Annotated in this window: 23 protein-coding genes and 3 tRNA genes; 16 read left to right on the top strand and 10 right to left on the bottom strand. The window is 41.3% G+C overall.

Features of this window, described 5'->3' with window-relative positions; all coding sequences use genetic code 11:
- Positions 1 to 69: 69 nt before the first annotated feature.
- Both radA and J4G44_RS06525 read left to right on the top strand, forming a co-directional pair.
- Positions 70 to 1,461 (top strand): DNA repair protein RadA, encoded by a 1,392-nt coding sequence (gene radA, locus J4G44_RS06530; RefSeq protein ID WP_104853204.1) that lies wholly within the window; start codon positions 70 to 72, stop codon positions 1,459 to 1,461.
- Positions 1,462 to 1,576: 115 nt separating this feature from the next.
- Positions 1,577 to 2,563 carry a Tim44 domain-containing protein gene (locus J4G44_RS06525; protein ID WP_004971891.1) on the top strand — a complete coding sequence of 329 codons (987 nt, stop codon included), beginning with the start codon at positions 1,577 to 1,579 and terminating at the stop codon, positions 2,561 to 2,563.
- A 350-nt stretch (positions 2,564 to 2,913) separates the two neighbouring features.
- Here the strand turns inward: J4G44_RS06525 and J4G44_RS06520 are convergent, their stop codons facing one another.
- Positions 2,914 to 4,092 carry a trypsin-like peptidase domain-containing protein gene (locus J4G44_RS06520; protein ID WP_004971893.1) on the bottom strand — a complete coding sequence of 393 codons (1,179 nt, stop codon included), beginning with the start codon at positions 4,090 to 4,092 and terminating at the stop codon, positions 2,914 to 2,916.
- A 167-nt stretch (positions 4,093 to 4,259) separates the two neighbouring features.
- Here J4G44_RS06520 and J4G44_RS06515 point away from each other — a divergent pair, with 167 nt between their 5' ends.
- The 7 genes from J4G44_RS06515 (at position 4,260) to J4G44_RS06485 (ending at position 7,365) form a co-directional block, all read left to right on the top strand.
- Entirely contained in the window at positions 4,260 to 5,018 is a 759-nt protein-coding gene (locus tag J4G44_RS06515; RefSeq protein ID WP_179988954.1) for a Nif3-like dinuclear metal center hexameric protein, read from the top strand.
- A 181-nt stretch (positions 5,019 to 5,199) separates the two neighbouring features.
- Positions 5,200 to 5,826 carry a superoxide dismutase gene (locus J4G44_RS06510; RefSeq protein WP_026438302.1) on the top strand — a complete coding sequence of 209 codons (627 nt, stop codon included), beginning with the start codon at positions 5,200 to 5,202 and terminating at the stop codon, positions 5,824 to 5,826.
- Between the two features lie 146 nt (positions 5,827 to 5,972).
- Positions 5,973 to 6,048 (top strand) — tRNA-Asn (locus J4G44_RS06505).
- 6 nt (positions 6,049 to 6,054) lie between these two features.
- Positions 6,055 to 6,130, top strand: a tRNA-Asn gene (locus J4G44_RS06500).
- A 217-nt stretch (positions 6,131 to 6,347) separates the two neighbouring features.
- A complete protein-coding gene (locus tag J4G44_RS06495; RefSeq protein ID WP_004971899.1) occupies positions 6,348 to 6,650 on the top strand; it encodes a hypothetical protein in 303 nt (100 codons plus the stop codon).
- 117 nt (positions 6,651 to 6,767) lie between these two features.
- Positions 6,768 to 6,843: transfer RNA gene (locus tag J4G44_RS06490), tRNA-Asn, on the top strand.
- A 78-nt stretch (positions 6,844 to 6,921) separates the two neighbouring features.
- Positions 6,922 to 7,365, top strand: a complete 444-nt coding sequence (locus tag J4G44_RS06485; RefSeq protein ID WP_004971902.1) for a DUF2726 domain-containing protein — start codon at positions 6,922 to 6,924, stop codon at positions 7,363 to 7,365.
- A 16-nt stretch (positions 7,366 to 7,381) separates the two neighbouring features.
- Here J4G44_RS06485 and J4G44_RS06480 read toward each other — a convergent pair whose 3' ends face one another.
- The 4 genes from J4G44_RS06480 to glnA form a co-directional block, all read right to left on the bottom strand.
- On the bottom strand, positions 7,382 to 7,639 hold the full coding sequence (locus J4G44_RS06480; RefSeq protein WP_004971904.1) for a hypothetical protein: 258 nt from the start codon (positions 7,637 to 7,639) through the stop codon (positions 7,382 to 7,384).
- A gap of 196 nt (positions 7,640 to 7,835) precedes the next feature.
- Entirely contained in the window at positions 7,836 to 8,714 is an 879-nt protein-coding gene (ubiA, locus tag J4G44_RS06475; RefSeq protein WP_178318581.1) for a 4-hydroxybenzoate octaprenyltransferase, read from the bottom strand.
- Positions 8,715 to 8,728: 14 nt separating this feature from the next.
- Positions 8,729 to 9,217 (bottom strand): chorismate--pyruvate lyase family protein, encoded by a 489-nt coding sequence (locus J4G44_RS06470; protein WP_004971911.1) that lies wholly within the window; start codon positions 9,215 to 9,217, stop codon positions 8,729 to 8,731.
- A gap of 207 nt (positions 9,218 to 9,424) precedes the next feature.
- Entirely contained in the window at positions 9,425 to 10,840 is a 1,416-nt protein-coding gene (glnA, locus tag J4G44_RS06465; protein ID WP_171287402.1) for a type I glutamate--ammonia ligase, read from the bottom strand.
- 874 nt (positions 10,841 to 11,714) lie between these two features.
- Here glnA and J4G44_RS06460 point away from each other — a divergent pair.
- The 5 genes from J4G44_RS06460 (at position 11,715) to folE (ending at position 15,539) form a co-directional block, all read left to right on the top strand.
- Positions 11,715 to 12,299, top strand: coding sequence for an anthranilate synthase component II (locus J4G44_RS06460; RefSeq protein WP_004971915.1), 585 nt, complete (start codon positions 11,715 to 11,717; stop codon positions 12,297 to 12,299).
- Positions 12,300 to 12,316: 17 nt separating this feature from the next.
- Positions 12,317 to 13,363 (top strand): anthranilate phosphoribosyltransferase, encoded by a 1,047-nt coding sequence (gene trpD, locus J4G44_RS06455; RefSeq protein ID WP_104853302.1) that lies wholly within the window; start codon positions 12,317 to 12,319, stop codon positions 13,361 to 13,363.
- A gap of 21 nt (positions 13,364 to 13,384) precedes the next feature.
- Positions 13,385 to 14,191: an indole-3-glycerol phosphate synthase TrpC gene (gene trpC / locus J4G44_RS06450; protein ID WP_104853201.1), complete on the top strand. Its 807-nt coding sequence runs from the start codon at positions 13,385 to 13,387 to the stop codon at positions 14,189 to 14,191.
- 16 nt (positions 14,192 to 14,207) lie between these two features.
- A complete protein-coding gene (locus J4G44_RS06445) occupies positions 14,208 to 14,897 on the top strand; it encodes a Smr/MutS family protein (RefSeq protein WP_104853200.1) in 690 nt (229 codons plus the stop codon).
- A gap of 93 nt (positions 14,898 to 14,990) precedes the next feature.
- Positions 14,991 to 15,539: a GTP cyclohydrolase I FolE gene (gene folE, locus J4G44_RS06440; protein WP_207973526.1), complete on the top strand. Its 549-nt coding sequence runs from the start codon at positions 14,991 to 14,993 to the stop codon at positions 15,537 to 15,539.
- A gap of 98 nt (positions 15,540 to 15,637) precedes the next feature.
- Here folE and J4G44_RS06435 read toward each other — a convergent pair whose 3' ends face one another.
- From J4G44_RS06435 to hemE, 5 genes are all read right to left on the bottom strand, one after another.
- On the bottom strand, positions 15,638 to 16,993 hold the full coding sequence (locus J4G44_RS06435; RefSeq protein ID WP_104853199.1) for a diguanylate cyclase: 1,356 nt from the start codon (positions 16,991 to 16,993) through the stop codon (positions 15,638 to 15,640).
- A 105-nt stretch (positions 16,994 to 17,098) separates the two neighbouring features.
- Positions 17,099 to 19,048: an Lnb N-terminal periplasmic domain-containing protein gene (locus J4G44_RS06430; protein WP_207973525.1), complete on the bottom strand. Its 1,950-nt coding sequence runs from the start codon at positions 19,046 to 19,048 to the stop codon at positions 17,099 to 17,101.
- A 93-nt stretch (positions 19,049 to 19,141) separates the two neighbouring features.
- Entirely contained in the window at positions 19,142 to 19,612 is a 471-nt protein-coding gene (locus tag J4G44_RS06425) for a DUF3015 family protein (protein ID WP_104853198.1), read from the bottom strand.
- A gap of 237 nt (positions 19,613 to 19,849) precedes the next feature.
- Positions 19,850 to 20,671 carry a DUF817 family protein gene (locus tag J4G44_RS06420; RefSeq protein ID WP_179991124.1) on the bottom strand — a complete coding sequence of 274 codons (822 nt, stop codon included), beginning with the start codon at positions 20,669 to 20,671 and terminating at the stop codon, positions 19,850 to 19,852.
- Positions 20,672 to 20,743: 72 nt separating this feature from the next.
- On the bottom strand, positions 20,744 to 21,814 hold the full coding sequence (gene hemE / locus J4G44_RS06415; RefSeq protein WP_104853196.1) for a uroporphyrinogen decarboxylase: 1,071 nt from the start codon (positions 21,812 to 21,814) through the stop codon (positions 20,744 to 20,746).
- A 271-nt stretch (positions 21,815 to 22,085) separates the two neighbouring features.
- Here hemE and J4G44_RS06410 point away from each other — a divergent pair, with 271 nt between their 5' ends.
- Both J4G44_RS06410 and J4G44_RS06405 read left to right on the top strand, forming a co-directional pair.
- Complete coding sequence (locus J4G44_RS06410; protein ID WP_004971948.1) at positions 22,086 to 23,330, top strand: L,D-transpeptidase family protein; 1,245 nt, start codon at positions 22,086 to 22,088, stop codon at positions 23,328 to 23,330.
- Positions 23,331 to 23,532: 202 nt separating this feature from the next.
- Positions 23,533 to 24,225, top strand: a complete 693-nt coding sequence (locus J4G44_RS06405) for a pirin family protein (RefSeq protein ID WP_004971950.1) — start codon at positions 23,533 to 23,535, stop codon at positions 24,223 to 24,225.
- Positions 24,226 to 24,331 lie beyond the last annotated feature (106 nt).

Genomic DNA, 24,331 nt, shown 5'->3' with positions numbered 1-24,331 from the left:
ATAACATTCATTTCGCGAACATTCCTCTGTATGCTGTAGTCAGTTTTTAATTGATGCAATGACTGGGTTATGGCAAAAGTAAAAAGTGTCTATCGCTGTGAACAATGTGGTGCAGATCATCCTAAATGGGCAGGTCAATGTTCAGAATGTGGGGAATGGAACTCACTTCATGAGGTCAGTATTGCCCCTGCGGTGACGCATCGTGCCCAACCTAAAATGGGCGGTGGCTATGCAGGACAAGCGGCCGCCATTACCACGCTTAATAAAGTGTCTGTATCGCACGAAACCCGTTTAACAACAGGCATTGGGGAATTTGACCGTGTTTTGGGTGGCGGTTTGGTTACGGGCTCTGTGGTACTGATTGGTGGAGATCCTGGTATCGGGAAATCGACCATTTTGCTACAAACTGCGACTCACATGGCGGCTGCCAATAACACCGCTTTATATATCACAGGTGAGGAATCTCTTTCGCAAGTGGCGTTACGCGCTCAACGCTTAGACTTACCCACCGATCAACTGAAAGTCATGGCAGAAACCTGTGTCGAACGGATTTGTGAAGTTTTGGCGCATGAACGCCCTGCGGTAGCCATTCTGGACTCGATTCAAACTTTATATACCGAAACGTTGCAGTCTGCTCCAGGTGGTGTTTCACAAATTCGTGAATCAGCTGCCTTGCTGACTCGTTTTGCTAAAAATAGTGGCACTGCGCTGTTTATTGTCGGTCATGTGACCAAAGAAGGGGCTTTAGCGGGGCCGCGCGTCCTTGAACACATGGTCGATTGCGTCTTGTATTTTGAAGGACAGTCAGACTCACGCTACCGTATGATTCGAGCAGTCAAAAACCGTTTCGGTGCAGTGAATGAACTGGGCGTTTTTGGCATGACCGATAAAGGCTTACGCGAGGTTGCCAATCCATCTGCGATATTTTTGAGCCGTTATGATGAGGCAATTCCAGGTTCTATTGTCATGATTAGCCGCGAAGGAACGCGACCACTTTTAGTTGAAGTACAAGCTTTGGTGGATGATGCACATGGTCAGCCTAGACGTGTGGCTTTAGGTCTGGAACAAAACCGTCTGAATATGCTATTGGCGGTGATGCATCGGCATGGCGGCGTACAAACTTCAGGGCAAGATGTGTATGTGAATGTGGTCGGCGGCTTAAAAATTACCGAAACAGGTTCAGACCTTGCTGTACTACTTGCCTGTGCTTCTAGCTTGCGTGGCAAAGCCCTGCCACAACAATTGGCAGTATTTGGTGAGGTCGGTTTATCGGGTGAAATCCGCCCAGTACCAAATGGTCAGGAACGCTTAAAAGAAGCTATTAAACACGGATTTAAATATATTATTGTGCCGCGTGGCAATGCCCCACAAAAAGCCATTGCAGGTGTGCAAATTATTGCGGTGGCGCGTTTGCATGAAGCCTTAACTGAAGCCATGAATTTAAGTGAAAACTTAGGTTAAATCCTTGGATGATATTTTTTCAGTTTCAAGAAAAAATATCATATTTATATTGAAATTCGCAGCAAATGCCTGCATAAATACACAGCTTAACTTTATTTTAATATAGGAAAATTTGATGGAAGTTCGACAGCGTGGTTTGATCGCAGCAATGCTCACAGCGACTTTATTGGTAGCTCCGTTAGCAGCAGAAGCAAAACGTGCAGGTGGCGGTAAAAGCCATGGCATGAGTCGTTCGGCTGCTCCAACTCAGTCTTACCAACAACCTCGTCAAACAACGCCAGCACAACAACCAACAACTGCACCAGCACAGCAAAAATCTGGTCCAGGCGTAGGTGGTATGGTTGCTGCAGGTGTTGCAGGTGCGGCAATTGGTGCGGTTGCTGCCAATGCCTTGGCCGATGATCAAGCTGCAAGTGCTGCCGAAGCGCAAGAGGAAAAAGGCGGTATTCCAAGCTGGATTTGGATTTTACTCGCTGCTGCTGTTGCCTTCTTCATTTTCCGTAAGATGGGCGCAAAAAAAAAACTAACGCCTAATCCGTATGCGCCAAATAGCGGTGCCAATCAGGCACCGTTTGCGCAAACACCACCTGCTGCAGCGCCACGTAACGACAATACCAATATTTTTGGTCAATCTGTTGGGGGGTCTGCCGCTTCTACCCAAGCGCCTTTTGGTCAAGCTGCCAATAATAACGCGCCATTTGGTGCAGCTTATACCAACAGTGGCAATCAATTGCCTGATGGTTCAGAGCCTGCAACCTTTTTACGTGTAGCGCGTCAGCGTTTTAACCATATTCAGTCTATGAACACAGCCAGTAATATCGCAGAAATTCAGCGTTATTTAACTCCTGATTTATATCAGTCGATGTATCAGGACATTATGGCAAACCAAGACCAAGATGTAGCAGAGTTTTCTAACTTGAATGCCATGGTGGTCGATTCTGCAACTGAAAATGGTCAATATGTCATAAGTGTACGCTTTACAGGTACAGTCAGCGAAGACCTGAACAGTTTACCGCAACCATTTACAGAAATTTGGCACTTTGTAAAACCTGCAGGCTCTAATCAAGACTGGTTAGTGGCAGGTATTCAGCAAGAGCAATAATTTCAATGGATCTAGAAAAACAGCGACTTCGGTTGCTGTTTTTTATGCCTTTCTTTATCTAAGTTGAGACCCATCATGTTTAAACAGCACGTTTAAATCTTCTAAGACATCAACACCGAATACATCCACACTTGCCACACAAAACCAAACCCTCGATTGATTAGATCTATCAAAAAGTATCATCATTCATCAATACAGTTTATTTAGCCCACCTTCTCTTTGTATCTACCCAGAGATAAATCAAATCACGTTATCCGTATCACTTTGGTTATTTCCAGTCGATCTTCATTTACTTAGCCAACAAAAAAGCCCTGCAAACGGGCAAGGCTAAATTGTTACTGTTAAATCTATTATTCAGGCAATGGAATAAATTGCTTATCGGTATTTTGAACTTTGCGCTCACCGACTGCGACTTCCAAATCTAAGGCTTCTTCACCACGTTCAACTGAAACAGTCACCGTCGTATGCGGTGCTTGTGCAGCAACATAATTAATTAAATGCGAGGTTGAAGTAATCGCTTCATCATTCACTTTTAAAATTTTGTCACCACGTTTTAAACCTGCTTCTGCTGCAGGGCCACCGCGCAGTACATCAGCAACCACTACACCGCCTTGTGCAGGTTCTAAAATGTTGTCTTGTTGCACAGGCAACAAACTAATACCTAACCAACCACGAACCACACGTCCATCTTTTAAAATCGAGTTTAAAACCTGCTGACAGACTTGTGCAGGAATTGCAAAGCCGATGCCCAATGAACCACCTGATTGCGAGAAAATTGCCGTATTTACCCCAATCAAATTCCCTGCCACATCAATCAATGCACCACCTGAGTTACCTGGATTAATTGCTGCATCGGTTTGAATGAAATCTTCATAGGTATTAATACCCAAGTCAGAACGTCCTGTCGCAGAAATAATCCCTTGAGTCACGGTTTGTCCCACACCAAATGGGTTACCAATCGCAAGTACGACATCGCCCACTTCATTGCCACTCAGTTTAAATGGCAATACAGGCAGTTTTTCTAGATCAATTTTAATGACCGCTAAGTCTGTGTCTGGGTCAGTTCCAACAACTTTTGCAACCGCACGGCGTCCATCGTGCAAAGCCACGACAATTTGTTCAGCCTGCGCGATCACATGATTATTCGTTAAAATATAACCATCTGGACGAACAATGACCCCAGACCCCAAACTGTTTTCATTTGGGCCTTGCTTAAATTGATCGGGTAACTGATTGCCAAAAAATTCACGAAATGCAGGGTCATTTAACAATGGATGATCCATTTGTTTCACTTTTTGTGTGGTAAAAATATTTACCACCGCAGGCGCTGCCACTTTAACCGCAGCGCTATACGACACCACCCCACCTGTCCGTGTTGTATCAATTAATGGTTCAACTTTCTCGGCAGGCATTTTGACCCCATCGGCAGCCACAGGCGCTTTCGGTTTTTGCAGTTGTTGCCAAGTCACAAAGCCAATAATAACCAGAATGAGTAACACCCAAGGTAACCAGGTAAAGGTCCGGCGCACGTTTTGTACCTCTAAGTAAATTTTTTTTGATGATTAAGTCATTGAATGAGCTATTGTAAAACGAAACACAAATAGAAACATAAAAAAGCCCAAGAGTTTTGTCTTGCTTTAGTTACAATACAAAATATGTTTTGATATTGGCTAAATATGAGCAATTTGAGAAAGTTATGGCGCAGCTAAAAGAAATTATTCAATGGTGTGATCAAACTTTAAATACACATGAATTTAAAGATTACGCGCCCAACGGTTTACAAATTGAAGGTAAGTCTGAAGTTCAAAAAATTTTATGTGCAGTGACTGCCTCTCAAGAGGCTATTGATGCTGCTGTTGCCCAAAATGCAGACTTACTGTTGGTACATCATGGCTATTTTTGGAAAGGCGAACCTTACCCAATTACAGGCATGCGCGGTAAACGCATCAAAAGTTTAATCCAGCATGATATTTCTTTGGTGGGTTATCACTTACCGCTCGATTCACACCCAAGTCTAGGCAATAATGCTGCCATTGCTGAATGTTTGGCATTAGAAAATTTGCAAGCCCTAGACCCGAGTGAACGTCATCCTATTGGTAATATTGGTTTTTTAAAGCAAGCCATGAGCGCAACCGAATTTCGTGACTATCTCACAGCGCGTTTAGGCTTTAAAACCATTCATCTTCCTGCCGAAAAAAGTCAGATTCAAAAAGTAGGGTTCTGCACGGGTGCAGCACAAGATTTTATTGGCAAAGCGGCAGAACAAGGTTGTGATGCCTTTATTTCGGGCGAAGTCAGTGAACGCACCTATTATGAAGCCAAAGAACTAGGCGTGCATTATTATGCCTGCGGACATCACGCGACTGAGCGCTATGGTGTACAACGACTCGCAAAAGCTATTTCAGAACAGTTTAATATTGAGTATAGTTATTTTGAATTAAATAACCCAATTTAATACACCGTTTCACCCAACGATTTCACTCAAATGACATCTGTGTTTAACATAGTCTTTAGATGTATACATTCGAGTCTTATTCTGTATGGTTATTTATACCTAATGCGCAATTTGATCTCGAAATCTATTACAATAGAGCCACTTAATGTTAAAACCCAGCAAAATGCAAGGAATTGAAAACATGACAACCATTACTTTACCGGCTTTACCATACGGTTACGAAGATCTTGCTCCACACATCAGCAAAGAAACTTTAGAATTCCACCACGACAAACACCACAACACTTATGTTGTGAACCTGAACAACTTGATCGCGGGTACGGAGCTTGAAGGTAAAACTTTAGACGAAATCATCAAAGCAACTGCAGGCGATGCAGCTAAAGCTGGTGTATTCAACAACGCAGCGCAAGTTTGGAACCACACGTTCTATTGGAACTGTATGGCGAAAAACGGTGGTGGTAAAGCTACTGGTGCTTTGGCTGCTAAAATTGATGAAGCTTTCGGTTCTTACGAAAAATTTGCTGAAGAATTTGCTGCTGCTGCAACAACTCAATTCGGTTCAGGTTGGGCTTGGTTAGTAGCTGACGAAGTGAATGGCAAACTTTCTATTATGAAAACTTCAAATGCTGACACACCAATGGCACACGGCAAAGTTGCAGTATTGACGATTGACGTTTGGGAACACGCTTACTACATCGACTTCCGTAATGCACGTCCTGTTTACATCAAAACTTTCTTAGAAAGCCTTGTAAACTGGGATTACGCAAATGCGAAATACGCAGGTCAAGATGCTGGTGTAGAAAAATAATTTCTATTTTTCTGTAGAAAAACTGCTCTTTATGGGCAGTTTTTTTATTTTTGCAGATGAAATGAATATTTATAAAGCAAACAATACATTTCTGATGATGAACGTGTTGACGACTTAAACTTTCATCCCTAAAATGCCCCACAGATTCTCCAATAGCTCAGTCGGTAGAGCGACGGACTGTTAATCCGCAGGTCCCTGGTTCGAGCCCAGGTTGGAGAGCCAATCTATTCTCCCATAGCTCAGTCGGTAGAGCGACGGACTGTTAATCCGCAGGTCCCTGGTTCGAGCCCAGGTGGGAGAGCCAAGATTCTAAAAATCCCACGCAGTATGACGTGGGATTTTTTTTTGCAATTTTTATTGTTTTTATAGTGGATATGATGTTCTAAACGAATGGAACAGGCCTCACTCTCCCCTTAAATCAAAATTAAAACCATACAGTGAAGATCGGGCTATCCCCTCTTGTGATGACTCTATTTTTTCGCTAACTTAGGTTCATCAACAACAATAAAACTTGAAAGCCCATGCAAGCGCCTTGGTTAAAATCCCTGATTTTTTGGACAATTCTGATTGTGGTGATTTTTGCAATTTTTCAATGTACGCAAAAATCTGAAAGCAATAAAACTGCTGCGACACTCATGTATGAACGTCTGTATCAATGCAGTCGTGATCTGAACGCACAACAACAAGCCACCTTAAAACAAATTCAAAGCCAAGTGAAAACAGAAATGACTCAGCAAGAGATGCTGCAATTAATTAACTTATGTCGTAAAACCAACCCACCACAGACACGCGAAGATTATATAAAAGCCATTCAAGCACTCTAAAAACTGCGTTGAAACAAAGCTAGATGATTATTTTTAAAGCAGTTAATCTATAATTACGGTTTTTTTTCAATTCCAGCTTGACCAAAAACAGATACCCACATAGAATGCGTGTCAGATTCTCCCATAGCTCAGTCGGTAGAGCGACGGACTGTTAATCCGCAGGTCCCTGGTTCGAGCCCAGGTGGGAGAGCCAAAATTCTTAAAAAACCCACGCATTATGACGTGGGTTTTTTATTCCTGCTGTTTAGGGTCTAACGACACCGCATCATCTATGTTTGAATCCAGTCAATCGACTTTCTTGCTTATTGGCAGCTTGGCTAGCCTTGCCCTGTTTATCTTAATTTTTAAGCAATTATTTTTCCCCAAGAAAAACTTTTATCCTAAACCGATGATGACTGCTTTTGAACGCAGAATGTTTATGCGTTTAAAACAAGCTTTTCCTGAGCATCACATCTTGGCGCAAGTGGCGTTTAGCGCATTAATCACCAACAACCACTATAAAATTCGTGCGCTGTTTAATCGTAAAGTGACTGATTTTGTGATCTTAAATGCAGAAATGCAGGTCATTGCAATTATAGAGTTAGATGACCCCTCACATATTGGCAAAGAACAGGAAGATGCAGAACGGGATGCAATGTTTCACGAGGCAGGTTATCGCGTTGTCCGATACACCGAAATTCCGAGTATCAGACAATTGCAATCAGATTTGAGCTGAAATCATCAACTCGATATTAAGGTGTAGCTTCTGAAGCGGCTTGTATCTGACTGGCCTGCTTCGCTTGTTGTTCTGCAGCTTCACGCGCTTCAATACGCGCAATAATTTCTGCCTGCTGTTGTTTATATTTTTCCTGATTTTTAGCATCACTATTAACTGCTAAAAATGCCATGCTAACCAAAAAGATAGGAATCAACAAACCTAAGCTTGCCAAGAAAATCATCTTTTTTAGGCTTGGCTTTTTTGCAGGTGCTTGCTGTTCAGACTGTGACATCATCTATTCCTAATTCAAACTTCAAAATGAGGCTCAATATATCAGAATAATGCTGATTGTGCTTTGTGCATAAGTACGCACGTTCTAATGCTCAGTTTAATTTTTAACAGCAAAAATTGATCAGCGATCGAATAAAAAAGCACCTGACCAAACTACCATCAGATGCTTTGCTCAGTTTTTTATCGCACAGAAATATTTACATTAAAGCCAATACAATTCCCACAAAAATAATCAGCCCTACCCAACGGTTATGACGAAATGCCCAAAAACAGCGTTGCGGGTCTTTATCTTTGGTTTTACTCCATTGGTATATAAAGTCTGCAACCACAACCAGTAATGCCGCTAAACCAAACGGAATCAGTAAATTTTCTAACCACAATGCCGTACCAATCAAAAGTACACTGCCCGCTTGCAACAATGAAATAATTTGAATGTCATAGCGACCAAATAAAATTGCGGTAGATTTCACCCCAATTTTCAAATCATATTCACGGTCTGTAATTGCATATTGAGTGTCATAAGCCACAGTCCACGCCAAATTGCCAAAATACAATAACCAACAAGTAAGATCAGGCGTTGCACCTACAGCGGTATAAGCCATAGGGATAGACCATGAAAATGCCGCTCCCAAGAACACTTGCGGTAAATGAGTGTAGCGTTTCATAAATGGATAAATAAACGCTAAAAATAATGCCCCAAATGACCAATAAAAAGTTTCAATCGGTAAGAACAACAACATGGCTGCGCTAAGTGCAACCAAACCCAAGAATACATAAATGGCTTCTTTGGCACTAATCACACCCGTGGCTAAAGGACGTGTTTTGGTACGCTCCACATGACCATCCACCTTACGGTCAGCAAAGTCATTAATGGCACAGCCTGCAGCGCGCATAAAAATTGTGCCCAGAATCATAGGGATTAATATCCCGATAGACGGCATGCCCTGATTAGCAATCCACAAGGCCCACATGGTTGGCCAAAACACCAGTTCTGTGCCAATCGGTTTATCGAAACGACACAAATAATAATATGCTTCTAAACGCTCACGCCACGTGATCTGCTGTGCCAATGCCATACCAATCTCGTATCTTAATGTTGTTGAATAAATTGCTCAAAACGCGGTAAAAAAGTTTCTTGCACAATAAATTTACAGCCATGCCAAGTATAGCAACTCTGTCGTGTCCAGCCTTCATCGAGCAAAACCACACGCCTTTGACACAACGGATTGGTACGCTGAAATAAAAACCAGCCAATGGGTTTATTGCCAATATGCTGAAATAAACGGGCTTTGCTTTGCAAACTTAGAATCGGAAAAATACTTTTGGCTTTGACCCATGGCTGTTCATCACACCCATATAAATAGCTTTCACGCACCCATGAAGTGTGCCAATGTGGCATTTGCATCCACTGGGCATCTTGTAAATTTAAACGCTGAAAAGATTGCTGCAGTGGTTCAACTTTAAATTGTCCGCCTGCGAGCTGAGTCAGTTGTTGGGTCAAAGAACCTGCTGCATATAGCCATGTTTTTAATTCAGAAGGCAGATTTGCCTGCTTGGGAAAAATAGGCTGTGTTCGCATGTTCCGCCACCTTAACAAGATAGCCTAGTGTAGCCCAAATTTAGGCAAAGTTTTGTGACCGATGGCGCAATTCCCTGCAATTATCCAAAAAAATTAAGCGAATTCTTATATTTTGATAAAATCCATGCCAATTCAAAACCATGATTGCACCATCTAAAACAAAAAACCCGCCGAAGCGGGTTTTTCAAATTTAAGATTTTTGATGTATTACAAGCTGTAGTACATATCAAATTCAACTGGGTGAGTCGTCGTGTTCAAACGACGTACATCTTCAGTTTTCAATTCGATATAAGCATCAAGCATGTCTTTGGTGAATACACCACCTTTTAATAAATAGTCGTGATCTTCTTTCAAAGCATCAAGCGCCATTTCTAGGTTGTGTGCCACAGTTGGGATTTTTGCTTCTTCTTCAGGCGGAAGGTCATACAAGTTTTTATCTGCAGCTTCACCTGGGTGAATCTTGTTTTGAATACCGTCAAGACCCGCCATCAACAATGCCGCAAAACCTAAGTACGGGTTCATCATTGGATCAGGGAAACGCGCTTCAATACGTTTGCCTTTCGGGCTAGACACGTAAGGAATACGAATAGATGCAGAACGGTTACGCGCTGAGTAAGCCAACATAATTGGTGCTTCAAAGTGCGGTACTAAACGCTTATATGAGTTGGTCGATGGGTTAGTCAACGCGTTCAAAGAGCGGGCATGTTTGATAATACCGCCAATGAAGTACAACGCCATTTCTGACAAACCTGCGTATTCATCGCCTGCGAATAAGTTTTTGCCATCTTTAGAGATAGACATGTGTACGTGCATACCTGAACCGTTATCGCCTACCATTGGTTTAGGCATAAAGGTTGCAGTTTTTGCATATTGATGCGCAACGTTCCAAACTGCATATTTGAACTGTTGCACTTCGTCAGCCTTACGCACCATAGTATTGAAGCTCACACCAATTTCTAACTGGCAAGATGCAACTTCATGGTGATGTACTTCTACACGACCAGGCCCCATGATTTCTTCAATTTTTGCACACATATCTGCACGCATATCTTGAGAAGAATCTACTGGTGGTACTGGGAAATAACCGCCTTTCACACGTGGACGGTGACCTGAGTTACCAGCTTCGTAGTCTTTACCTGTAGACCATGCAGCTTCTTCAGCGATTAATGTGTGGCGCGCGCCAGACATATCGATGTCCCATTTTACTTCGTCAAATACGAAGAATTCTGGTTCTGGACCAAAGAAAGCAGTATCACCAATACCTGTCGATTTTAAATATTCTTCAGCACGGCGAGCAATAGAGCGTGGATCGCGGTCATAGCCTTGACCTGTCGATGGTTCGATAACATCACACGTTACAACCACTGTTGGTTCTGCAAAGAACGGGTCAATGAAACCTGTGTTGGCATCTGGGCGTAAGATCATGTCTGATGCTTCGATTCCTTTCCAGCCTTCAATAGAAGAACCATCAAACATTTTACCGTCTTCAAAAGTATCTTCATCGATACTGTCTGCAGGATAAGTTACGTGCTGCTCTTTACCCTTAGTATCTGTAAAGCGGAAATCGACCCATTTTGCACCACTTTCTTGGATGAGTTGAAGGACCTTGTTCGCCATGCTCATTTTGCTCCGATGTTTTTTGTTGCACCCGAAAGTGCGTGTTAGTAGTTGGCAGTTATTAAGCAATTAGCGTACCAACTTTTAAAAGCAAAGCTAAAACCATGAATTCCGTATGAGAATACATCATTTAAAAAAATTACTTTGTCGCTATTATACTGTCAGAAATACGATTTGCACCATATTCAAACACTGTTCATTTGATTTGATTTAAAACTGCAAAACATAGCACCATTTTAGTGCATTTATGTTTTATTTCTGTTGAATTGTAGATTAAAAAATAGCTCAAACTGTATCTATGCAAGTATTTTGCTGTGCCGTACTTTCATTGAGCAATGCAAATTATTCAACAATATTAAACAACACTTTATTTTTTATTGAGCAAAAATAATAAGATCGTTTAAAAATCCTAAATCTGTATTCTTTTCGAGCAAGCTGATTGAAAATATCTATACTGCAGATTTGTATTTTCTATCGAAACGCTGCACTCAAACTACCTGACGTGAACCGCTAATAACATGCGCCATGATGCTACTTTTTAGCGCATTTTTTACGTTATCTATAAGTGTGAAGCTAAAATATGACTGCTGAATGACCCAGCTTGATCAAGTGATCATTTCTTTCAGATCAAACTTGAACAATGTGTAATAAGCTTTGAAAATCTATGAACTGGTGAATGCGCTGATAAGCTTTAACAGGGATTATCATATAAATAGTCCGCAGAAAATGCTTATTTTTTGCTATGATGATAAGCGCTTCCTTATTCCACCTTCTTTTCGACAAGAAAAATAAAGTCCTTTCTCATTATAGGCGCAGGAATAAAGCAAATTATCTCAGACTCTTTAGCACTTAAAGTGTTCAATTTTCAATAGGTTAGCTCATGCTTTTAATGATCGACAACTATGACTCTTTTACCTACAACATCGTCCAGTATTTTGGCGAGTTAAATCAGGAAGTAAAAGTCGTTCGTAATGATGCCGTGACATTAGAAGATATTGAGCGATGGCAACCCAAGTATTTGGTGATTGGCCCAGGCCCTTGTTCTCCATCTGAAGCAGGGATTTCTATTCCTGCAATTCAGCATTTTGCAGGCAAAATTCCGTTACTGGGTGTGTGTTTAGGACACCAAAGTATCGGACAAGCCTTTGGTGGAAACATTGTGCGCGCTAAAACCGTGATGCATGGTCGTTTATCGGATATGTACCACAGCAACACAGGTATTTTTAGCAATCTGCCTTCACCATTTTCTGCAACCCGTTACCACTCTTTGGTGATTGATCAAGCAACCTTGCCAGATTGTCTGGAAGTGACATGCTGGACCAAAGAAGCAGATGGTTCGATGGAAGAAATTATGGGCGTGAAGCACAAAACTTTGCCTGTTGAAGGCGTGCAATTTCACCCCGAATCGATCCTGAGCCAACACGGTCATCAAATCTTTAAAAACTTTTTGGAAATTTACGCATAATGAGCGAGTCAAATCACATGAATATTCAACAAGCACTCAACCATATTACAAAACAAATTCACCTGACTCAGCCTCAAATGGAAGATGTGATGCGCGCGATTATGTCGGGCGAAGCAACAGACGCTCAAATTGGTGCATTGATGATGGGCTTACGCTTAAAAGGCGAAAGCATTGATGAAATTACTGCTGCTGCACGTGTAATGCGTGAATTTGCCATCAAAATTGATGTCAGCGATATTCCTTTTCTCGTAGATATTGTTGGTACAGGTGGCGATGGTCAAAACCTATTTAACGTATCTACCGCCTCTTCCTTTGTCATTGCAGCTGCAGGTGCAACCATTGCCAAACACGGTAACCGTGGGGTTTCAACCAAATCAGGCTCATCTGACTTACTTGAGCAAGCAGGCATTAATCTTGACTTAAACATGCAACAAACTGAACGCTGTATTCGTGAAATGGGCGTAGGTTTCTTGTTTGCACCGAATCATCACAAAGCCATGAAATATGCGGTTACCCCGCGTAAAGAGTTGGGTATTCGCAGTATTTTCAACTTGCTTGGGCCATTGACTAACCCTGCGGGTGTAAAGCGTTTTGTCATTGGGGTGTTTAGCAATGAATTATGCCGCCCGATTGCAGAAGTGATGAAACAGCTCGGTGCTGAGCATGTCATGGTGGTGCATTCTAAAGATGGTTTAGATGAAATTAGCCTTGCTTCGAGCACTTATGTTGCAGAACTCAAAGATGGTGAAATTACCGAATGGGAACTTACCCCTGAAAGCGTGGGAATTGAATCTCAAACTTTAACAGGACTGATTGTAGAAAACTCTGCTGAAAGCTTGAGTTTGATTAAAGATGCTTTAGGCAAAAACAAATCAGACAAAGGCGAAAAAGCGGCCAATATGATTGCACTCAATGCGGGTGCGGGTATCTATGTTTCGGGTCTAACTACAAGCTACAAACAAGGTGTCGCTTTGGCACATGACATTATTTATGGTGGACAAGCTTTGGAAAAAATGGGCGTGTTGTCTGAATTTACCAAAACGCTCAAACAGTACGAAGCATAAAGCAAATCAGGAAGGTGCATCATGGTGGATATTAGCAATACCATTTTAGGTAAAATTGTAGAACGTAAAAAAGAAGAGTTTGCCGAGCGTTTAAAACAACGCAGTTATGCAGACCTAGAACAATTGGCACGTGCAGCAACACCTGCACGTGGCTTTGCACAAGCCTTGCATAACAAACGCCCAGCGGTGATTGCGGAAATTAAAAAAGCATCACCATCTAAAGGCATTATTCGTGAAAACTTTGACCCTGCCGAAATTGCACAGCAATATGAAGCCGCAGGCGCAGCCTGTTTATCTGTGCTGACTGATGTCGATTTCTTTCAGGGTGCAGATGAAAATATTCAGATTGCCCGTTCACACTGTAACTTGCCTGCTCTGCGTAAAGATTTCTTGATTGATCCGTATGGTGTGGTGGAAGCACGTGCCTTACATGCAGACTGTGTGTTATTGATTGTATCTTGCTTATCTGACCAACAGTTGGAAGAAATGTCGGAAACGGCTTTTGAACATCACTTAGATGTGTTGGTTGAAGTGCATGATGAAAATGAATTGGAACGTGCTTTGAATCTTTCAGAGCGTTGTATTTTAGGGGTCAATAACCGAAATTTAAAAACCTTTGAAGTCGATTTAAACACCTCATTGCGTTTAAAAAACTTGTTGCCGCCTGCGCGTTTATTGGTCACTGAAAGTGGTATCGCCACACCAGAAGATGTCCGCATGATGCAAGACCATGAGATTCACAGTTTCTTGGTCGGTGAAAGTTTTATGAAACAAGCACGTCCTGACCATGCCTTTACGGCACTGTTTGGTCAGCCTGAAAATCTATAATCCAATTTGAAATACCATGAGTAAACATGATTCTTCGCTTTCTAAAGAACAGTACAATTTACTAAAATCTTTTAAAAAGCAAATCACTCAGCCTCATACTTCAAGCATTGCCAAGCCGTCTGAACCCAAAGTTCAGACGCCTGAGCAACAACAGGAAGATGATCTCGCATTGTTTCGTCAGCAAATGCAAGGCGTTCAAAAAATGGACGCAGGCAATATTGCAAAAATCGAACACACTGCCAAGAAAAAACCAGATGCCCAAACGCTGGCCAAACGTGCAGCAGCCATAGGCCCTATGGAAACCGATGATACCTTGCTGTCCGATACGCAAGCCATGCTTAACCCTGTGGGCAGCCAAGCTTCGCTGAGCTATCGCATTGCAACTTTGCAACATAAAGTCTTTGAAGATTTAAAAGCAGGCAACTTACGCTGGTTTGAAGCTGTTGATTTGCACGGTTGTACGGTAGAAGAAGCGCGGGTAGCCGTTTTGCAAATCATTCAAATGGCTAAAGATGAAAACCAGAACGTGATTAAAATTGTGCATGGCAAAGGCCCTGAAGCCATTTTAAAAACTTATGTAAATGGCTGGCTGCGTCAGCATCGTGATGTTTTGGCTTTTGTGAGTGCGCCTGAAAAACAAGGTGGCACTGGTGCAGTTTTAGTGTTGCTTAAACGCAGCGAAAAGAACCCAAAGTTTAAACAGTAATCGGTTTCATCTTTTAAACAAGGCATTGCAATAGTTTTCTGTTACAATGCCGACCTTGTTCAATATCAGTGTAAGTGAACACGTCTTATGTCTATGCAGCAATCCTACGCAAACATCCTAACCGCCGTTGGTGAAGATCTTAATCGTCCAGGTCTAAAAGATACGCCGATGCGTGCTGCTAAAGCTTTTTCGTATTTAACTTCGGGCTATAGCCAAACCTTAGCCGAAGTGACCAATAATGCCGTATTTCCATCCGACAACCGTGAAATGGTCTTGGTGAAAAATATTGAGTTCTACTCACTGTGTGAACATCATTTATTGCCATTTTATGGTCGCGTGCATATCGCCTATTTACCTGAAGGTAATGTTTTAGGCTTGTCTAAATTTGCCCGTATTACCGAAATGTTTGCACGTCGTTTGCAAATTCAGGAAAATCTGTCTCAGCAAATTGCGGAAGCTGTGGCTGAAGTGACCAAAGCACGCGGTGTTGCTGTGGTGATTGATTCAGCCCATATGTGCATGATGATGCGCGGTGTAGGCAAACAGGAATCGACCACACGTACCGTATCTTTTGTAGGTGACTTTAAAACAGATAAAGAAGCCCGTCGTGAATTTTTAAGTGCGGTGCCTGAGAGTTTTTAAATTGTGGCTAAGTTCCTCAATCAAATAAAAAATCCCGAAATTTATGTTCGGGATTTTTGGGTTTTAGATTAAAAAATTAGCTTGATACATCTTCAGATTCAACCTACAGACACATTGTTGCGTCCATTATTTTTTGCCATATACAAGGCTTTATCCACTTCTTCAAAAAAACGTTGATAGTCTGGATGCCCATCATATTCATGCACACCTATACTAATGGTAAAGTTAAATTCTTCACCTGTTGATGTTTTTAATGTGGCTTTTTCGACACGTTTACGAATATTTTCAGCGACTACCAAGGCACGATCAATGGTGGTATCAATCTGTAACAGTAAAAATTCTTCGCCGCCAATTCGGAAGGCATAGTCACTGCCTTTTGCATATTGCAAAATCACATCAGCTAAAAACTGTAATGCATCATCTCCTGCTGCATGTCCATAACGGTCATTGATTGATTTAAAATGATCGGCATCTATCGCCAACAATGTTAAAGGCGAATTATTTTTTCGTGAAAAATTAATTTCACGGGACACGATGGTATTTAAATAACGGCGGTTGAGCAGTTGAGTTAAGGCATCATTGCCTGAATTGATATATTCAGACACCTGAAAAATTTGATCGACTAAATGCAAAATTTCACGATTCTTGGCACGAATGGATTGAATCATTTCAATTGCCTGTGCCTGACTTTCACATTGACCAATTTTCTGAATTAATTCATCCACCTGATAAATAAATTCAGTAATAGTTTGTACTTGTTCCGAACTTGAAAATGCATAAGCCGCTTTATGAATAAACCATAAACCAAATTCTGTTTTAGATAAAATCGGTTGCGTCATTTTGGTGTGATCGGACACCACCTGAAACATCAGTTCATTTTCCCAATCCAGCAAAGTTCCGCGTTGTCGATCTTTGTGCACGGCAACATCTTGCATGGCAGAAAATAAGCGATAGGTATGTTTCATATCATTATGTACTTCGACCTTCATTTCATAAGATCGGCACATAATTTCTGTGGCAAAGCATAAAATTTGGCTTAAATAATTAAACTGATTTAAGTTGCTATTGGCTTCTGTTGCAAAAAACTCAAAAGCCTTTTTTATAATAACGCGCACACCACGAATAATCAGCCAAGATGGAATTTGTACACGTGCATGCACATCGCCCACTTTAAATTGCTTTTCTACAATCTCGTTATAATTGTGTTGAAACGGAACTTCAAAACTGGAAATTAGCCACTGATATAAAGAGTTTTTTAAGCGATTCTTCACCATCTCTGCAGACAAAAATTCTGTCGCATGTTCTTCAAGCAACATTTGCTGATAGAACTCGATCACAAAATCTTCTGCATGTGCTTGAATAAACTGGAATGTCGCTTGCAAATCTTCTGGCTTAAATTGCTCGCAAATTGACTTCCATTGCTCTGCAAGCTCATGCGTACACTCTTGATACATCCACAACAACCCAGCCAAAAGAAACTGCTAAATTTTAACGGGTTTCACCAGCAACTCAACTTGTTTAGCTGGTTTTTTACAATTCAGTATAAATTCAACAGCTCTTTAAAAAAAATGCACATAGCCTAAACTGGTCTTGTTCCAGTCCTGTTTGTCCTGTTGTTGATATTCCCAATCCAATCGCAACACATGCTGCGGGTTGAGTACATATTGCAACTGGCTGTTCAGCTTAAATTGCCATTGGTGACGATCTTCCCAATACGGTAATTCAAGCTGAACCAAACTATTCATGCGTGCTGACCAGATATTTTGACAACCCAGTGTTGGGCCAATTCCAACACGCCAGCCTTTGTCTAAAGCCTTACCCGCTTGCACATGATTTTGAATTTGCACATAACACAAATGTTCACGCGCTTGATTAGCCACGCTATAACCAAACTGTGTTTTTAAACTTAAAACACCATGCTGTTCCGTTTCGCTAAAAGCCCCGTGCGAATTCAGGGCTTCTTGCTGCCAACCCAAATTAAAGCCCCAACTAAGTGGTGTTTTAAATGCGGTCATTGGGTTATAAGAGTTCACCGAGAGTAAATCTAACTGATTCAGTTTTAAGCGGTCTTCACGATATTGCACAGAAGCTTCTAAAAAGTTGAGTTGCGTCCCTGTACGAAAACCACCTTGCGGATCAAGTAAGTCATGGTAAGCCTGTCGATGACTCAACTCTACAAAATGCTCGCCTTGCACCTCGCCAGTACGCACAGCAAAGCTTCGTGCATGATGCCCCTGCACAGGATCGACCTGAGGGCGTGCGACATCCTGACGTTGTTTTTCTAAATTGATCTGACTTCTTAAACTTAAAATTTGTCTCAGTCGCGGTTGTGCAATTTTGGCTTCAATTTTGCGTCCAATCAGTTTCAGATACAAATCGTCATAAGCCATTTCCAGAATTTTAGCTTGATCGATTTGGCTGTGATTTTGCAAAACTGCCGCCACATTTTCAGGTTCTGCTTCGGCCACTTGATGGGCAGTTTTTGCCAACGCTGTGCCATGTTGTCTAGCTTGCGCCAATAACTGAGTTTCCAAAGCAGGACGATAGACAACATCTGCCACTAAATTTTCCTGCTCTACAGCTTTTAGTGTTTCAATTGGAATAGATGCGACTCTAAACTGCTGCTGTAAATTCAGCTCAGGGCGCACCAAATCCATTAAACCCAATAAGCGATAGGCACAATTATCACTGATAAAATAATACGGAAATTGCACATGCTTCATTTCCCAAATGTGCTGCACTAAAAATGTGGTTTCCTGCTCATTCAGTGCCAGTTCATATTCCCACAAATCTCGGCTTTCTAAATCGCCATATTCTTTTACTTTGCGGTAATACGGCATCAGTGAATATTCACCCGGATATTGCCCTGTAAGTCCTTTCCATGCATAAGACCAACCTTCGCTGCCCGTTACCGTTGCTGCATAATTGACAGCATAAGAAATTAAATTCAGTTGTTTTTGATCTTTTGGGTCTAAGCGCAATAAAGTATGCCCAAACATAGAACTTGGATTGCCCATAAAGTCTGTGGCATAAATCAGCACTGCTTTATAAGGTTTAATTTGTCCAATCCATTCGTCCAATTCAGGACATTGCACCTGTGCCAAATCTTGTTGAGGAATTTGTAATTGTTCAATTAACCAGCGGCTACGTGCAGGAAATTTACACTGCACCGATTGATTGGCAGGCGCTGTTTCAAATAATGCCTGCACATTGCGAAGTAACTCTTGGTTTAAATTGCTTCCGCCTTGTTCCGACACAAAATAGCCTGCATATTGCACTTCACTTTTGCCTTGCTGCGCATACATTAAACGCTGCCAAGTCACCTGTTCTGCCAAGTGTAGGTCTTTGGCTTTTTGCACATAATGTGCGGAAGATATTGCTAATTTATTTGTATTTTGTACTGTAGAAGTGGCTGTAAGTGGCTGAATCTGTATTGGAGATATTTCAGGAGATAACGCAAAAACCGTAGGAGATAAAAAAACTAAACTACTTAAAATAATGGATTTCATGGACATTTTATAAATTTTATATACATATTCAGGCTTAAACGTATTCTTGTGCTATAAAAAAGCCCTGCGAATAATGCAGGGCTTTATTCAAACTTAAACGTATGCTTTTAAAACGTCATCATTCGCCATCACGCTCTGTAAAGATGCCAATACTTCTAAAGAAGTCTGGTTTTCTGCAGAATAAATAGATGCAAAGTTTTGCTTAGAAACCGCAAAGAAATGTGCTTTATCTTCTGCTTTAATGCTTAATAATTCAGCCAATACGTTCAAGCTTTCGCCTTCACCAACTGCCATATCGCGTGCCAATGTTTCAGCATTTTCATTGGTAAATGTCACAACTTGTGCAGTTACTGTACCTGTACCGCTACAACCTAAAGTACCAAATGTGATACCAAACAATTGGTTTGCAAAAATACCGTTTGTAGTTGCTGCTAAAATTTTTGCAACTTTGCCAGACTGACCTGCCCAAACTTGAGAACCGATACCACAACCTGCATCACGGTCTGCAAATGCTGCTGTAGAACCCACTGCCAAGACAGCAGCCAATGCTAATTTTTTAATCATCGCCTTACTCCAGAGATTTATTATTCGAAAAATTATGCTTCGAATCGTTATTCTTTATTGCTATGTGTAATTTTTATTACACTATTTTAAGATAGCGAGATGTCACTCAGAAGGCAAAACATTTATCACAAAATCAGGCATTATTTTTGTGCATTTTTGTAGCGTCGATTGGTTTTTAGCTTAAAGATTGGTCTTAAATTTGAAAATAGATTTTAGTGTTGAAGATAGCATTTAGATTTACAGCTGCTGTTGATCCTCAGTTTTCAGTGTCCACTGCCCTTCTGCATCGCGATAACCCAAAATTTTCATGACCAGAACCAGACTCAGTAACAGCAATAAATACCAAGAACCGAGTTTGCCCCAGCCGACCATGTGCCACGCATCGACCTGACTTGGATACAACCATATTTGATAAAAGGTGCTAATGTTTTCTGCGACCCAAATAATAAAAGCCAAAAGCATCAATACAGGCAACATTGGCAGTTGTAATTGAGACCGTTGTAATTGAAAACGAATTTTGGTTTTCCAGAAAATCACAACGCTCCACGCAAACAAGCCATAACGAATATCGGGGATAAAAAACTTGCTCATGAAGTTGATGTACGACAACACTGCCAAGGCCATCATATTGCTAAAAGTCGGCAAATTCCGTAAAGATACCCGATACAAACGCAAAGAACGCGCAAAGAAACTGCCAACTGCAGAATACATAAAGCCTGCAAAAAGCGGTACGGTCATAATTTTAAAGACAGCAGGTTGAGGATATTGCCACGATGCAATTTGTGGATGAGTTAAAAAAATTTCCATGATCATCGCTAAAATATGAAACAAAGCGATGACTTTGGCTTCTGCCCAAGATTCTAGTTTTAAATATAAAAGACAAACTTGAATAATTAAGGCATAAAACAATAAATAGTCGTAACGGAAAAATCCGAAATATTCCTGGCTACCCATTGATGCAGTGAGTGCAAATGCAATCAGCAATAAAATTCCAAATAAGGCAGCCGAAGCTGCCTTAGTCGAAAACTCAAGTCCTGACTTTAACCATGTTATCCACATGATCTGACAACCTGACCGAAGCTGAAATTACTCTGATACATCTAAAAATGATCCATCTATATCATTACGTGATTATAGATATTTGGCACTGTATTCATGAACCGTGTCGATAAATACTTTAGGACGTTCAGGATCTACCCATTGGGTAATGCCATGCCCTAAGTTGGCCACATAACCTGTTTTTTCACCATTGGCATAGGCATCATCTAGCATCGCACGTGTCGCTTTGGCAATTGCTTCAGGTGAACCATATAAAGTCGCTGGATCTAAGTTACCTTGCAATGCGGCACGACCACTCACCGTTTGACGTGCGACATTTAACGGTGTTGTCCAGTCCAGACCAAAAGCATCTGCACCTGTTGCAATCATTGGCTCCAGCCATTGACCGCCACCTTTGGTAAATAAAATAACAGGGATTTTACGTCCATCTTTTTCACGTTGCAGACCTGACACAATTTTCTGCATATAGTGGAGTGAAAATTCAAGATATTCACGATGGGCCAATGCACCGCCCCAACTGTCAAAAATTTGTACTGCCTGTGCACCTGCATCAATTTGTGCATTTAAGTATTCGGTCACTGCATCGGCCAGACAGTCTAATAGTGCATGTAAAACTTCAGGCTGTGCGTACATCATGTTTTTGGTGAAACGGAAATCTTTGCTTGAACCACCTTCAACCATATACGTTGCCAAAGTCCATGGACTACCTGAAAAACCAATTAAAGGCACTTGTCCGCCCAAAGCAGAACGAATGGTCGATACTGCATTCATGACATAGTCTAAGTCTGACTTGGCATTAAATTTAGGTAAATTGGCAACGTCTTGCTCGGTACGCACCGTTTTATGAAACTTTGGCCCTTCGCCTACTTCAAAATACAGACCTAAGCCTAATGCATCGGGTACAGTTAAAATATCTGAAAATAAAATAGCGGCATCTAATTCATAACGACGCAAAGGCTGTAAAGTCACTTCACAGGCAAATTCAGTATTTTTGCATAGAGAAAGAAAATCTCCTGCCTGCGCACGTGTAGCACGATATTCTGGTAAATAACGTCCTGCCTGACGCATCATCCATACGGGCGTGCAATCTACTGGCTCACGTAATAAGGCACGAAGAAAACGATCATTTTTTAAGGTCGTCATTTACTTTCCCAACTCATTTTCAATCTTGCAGCCATCATATCAAAAAGGTTGAAGTTTTAATAACTTCATTTCTTGCTCGTCTTTTCAGCCTATTCTAAGTGTTCAAATTCAGCTTACGTTTATGTGAAATACATCACACAAACAAAAGTCACTGTAAAATTGGGGTTATCTTGCATATTTACACAAAACAACTACTGCATCTCCTTAGTTTTTCTGCAATACTTGGCTAGTTTTTATCTATGTAAATGAATAATTCTCAAGGTTGAATTACATGTTGGTTCGCACAATACTCGCAATGAGTTTAAGTTGCATTTTTGCAGGGACTACTTTTGCTGCATCTACTGCTGAACAACCGTTAAATCCACAAGTGATTAGCAATACCGCTATTGAAGATCCGATTGATCCTTTAGCGACAGAAGCATCGGCTGCACAAAATAATCTAAATGCAACAGACACTGCTATTACGCAACAAGAACAAAATGATTTAAATAAGGCTTCAAAAACCTTAGATGATCTACACAAAACTGAAGATACCACTGCCGATGTAGGCACTGCACCAACAAAAAGCTCTGCAAGCCAAACTGCTACATCCAACACAGCAGCACCAAAAGCTTCATGGACTTTAGATGGTTTAAATAATGCCACTTGGTATGAAAATATTGGTAAAGGTCAGTTCCCTGTGTATGCACGTGCACACGTGATGCTGAACAATTCACATGCTTCTCCAGGTGCAATTGATGGCACTAGTGGTAAGAACACCCTAAAAGCAATTGCATCATTCCAGCAAATGAATGGCATTAGCCCAACGGGTATTTTAACCAAAGAAACTTGGGATGCGTTGGTTGCACGTCAAGGTTCACGTCCTGCATTTGTAGAATACACGGTTACTGAAGCGGACTTAAAAGGTCCTTATGCGAAATCTATTCCGCATGACTATGCAGAACAAGCCAAAATGAAAGGCTTGTACTACACCCGCGTAAGTGAAATGTTAGGTGAAAAATTCCACATGGATGAAAATTTCTTAAAGAAATTAAATCCGAATGCAACATTTAATAAAGTGGGTGAAAAGTTATTGGTGACCAACGTTCGCAATGACTTACCTGAAGACATTCACCTGATTGTGGCGCACAAAGGTGCAAAACAACTGTATTTGTTCAACAAACAAAACCAAATGGTCGGCTCATTCCCAGCAACCATTGGCAGTGCAGATACTCCATCGCCAACAGGTACTTATAAAGTGACAGGTGTTGCACCAAACCCATGGTACAGCTATTCACCAAGTAACTTTATTCAGGGCAAAAACTTAAAACCGCTGTCTTTACCACCAGGCCCTAACGGCCCTGTGGGGAATATCTGGATTGGTTTAAGTAAAAAATCATTCGGTATTCACGGCACACCAAACCCATCGACCATTTCAAAAACGGCGTCGCATGGTTGTATCCGTTTAACCAACTGGGATGCAAACGATTTAGGTCGTAAAGTACGTTCTGGCGTGACTGTAAAATTCCTTGAATAATCAGTGATCGCTTTAAACCGTAAAAGACCCACGTTTTTACGTGGGTTTTTTAATGCCGCGATAAAACTCTAAAATGTCTAGGTTCTGCAAAAAATCTACACATGTTGCAATTTTAGAACGGCATGTTGCAGTTCGCCTCTAGGTCGGCTGCGGTGAAAAGATTAAGATGAGTTCAAGTTAAAAAAATGATAGGAGCATTATCATGAATGCTTATTTACACCGTAGTGAAGATCGTGGTCATGTGAAAATGGGGTGGTTAGACACCAAACATAGTTTCTCTTTTGGTAATTGGTATAACCCGAAATATATGGGTGTTAGTGCCTTACGTGTCATTAACGATGACCGTATTGCCGCACATAATGGTTTTGGTACTCACCCACACGACAACATGGAAATTTTGACTTGTGTATTAAGTGGTACGATTTCCCACCGCGACAGCATGGGCAATGAACGCCATATTACTGCAGGTGAATGGCAGTTAATGAGCGCAGGTACAGGCGTTCAGCACAGCGAAATTAACAATGGTGATGAAGAAGTACACATGCTGCAAATTTGGATTCAGCCGAATGTACGCGATGCAGAGCCGACGTATCAGCAAATTCAACGTGACCCAAATACAGCACCCAACCAGTGGCATTTAATTGTCGGCCCGAATGACAATGCCCCAATGCACATTCGTCAACAGGCAGAAGTAAAAGCAGCTGTTTTAGAAACTGGACATCGTTTAGAAGTTACAGCAACACAAGCGGTAAACTATGTGCATGTAATTCGTGGTGAAATCACCATTGGCGAGCAAACAGTTAAAGCGGGCGATGCTTTGTTATTTGCTGATAATGCTGTGATTGAAGCAAAAGAAGACAGCCAGTTCATTTGGTTTGATTTACCAAAACAGTAAGTCCTGACTGTCACCTTATTATGATTGAGCATCTTTAATTTTTTGAGTTACCCTCTTGCCCTCTTCTACAGAGGGCTTTTTTATGGCTGAAATTGCATGATTCATT

The organism is Acinetobacter towneri, assembly GCF_017498585.1.
GTDB lineage: Bacteria > Pseudomonadota > Gammaproteobacteria > Pseudomonadales > Moraxellaceae > Acinetobacter > Acinetobacter towneri.
This window is presented reverse-complemented; position numbering and strand designations above follow the sequence as displayed.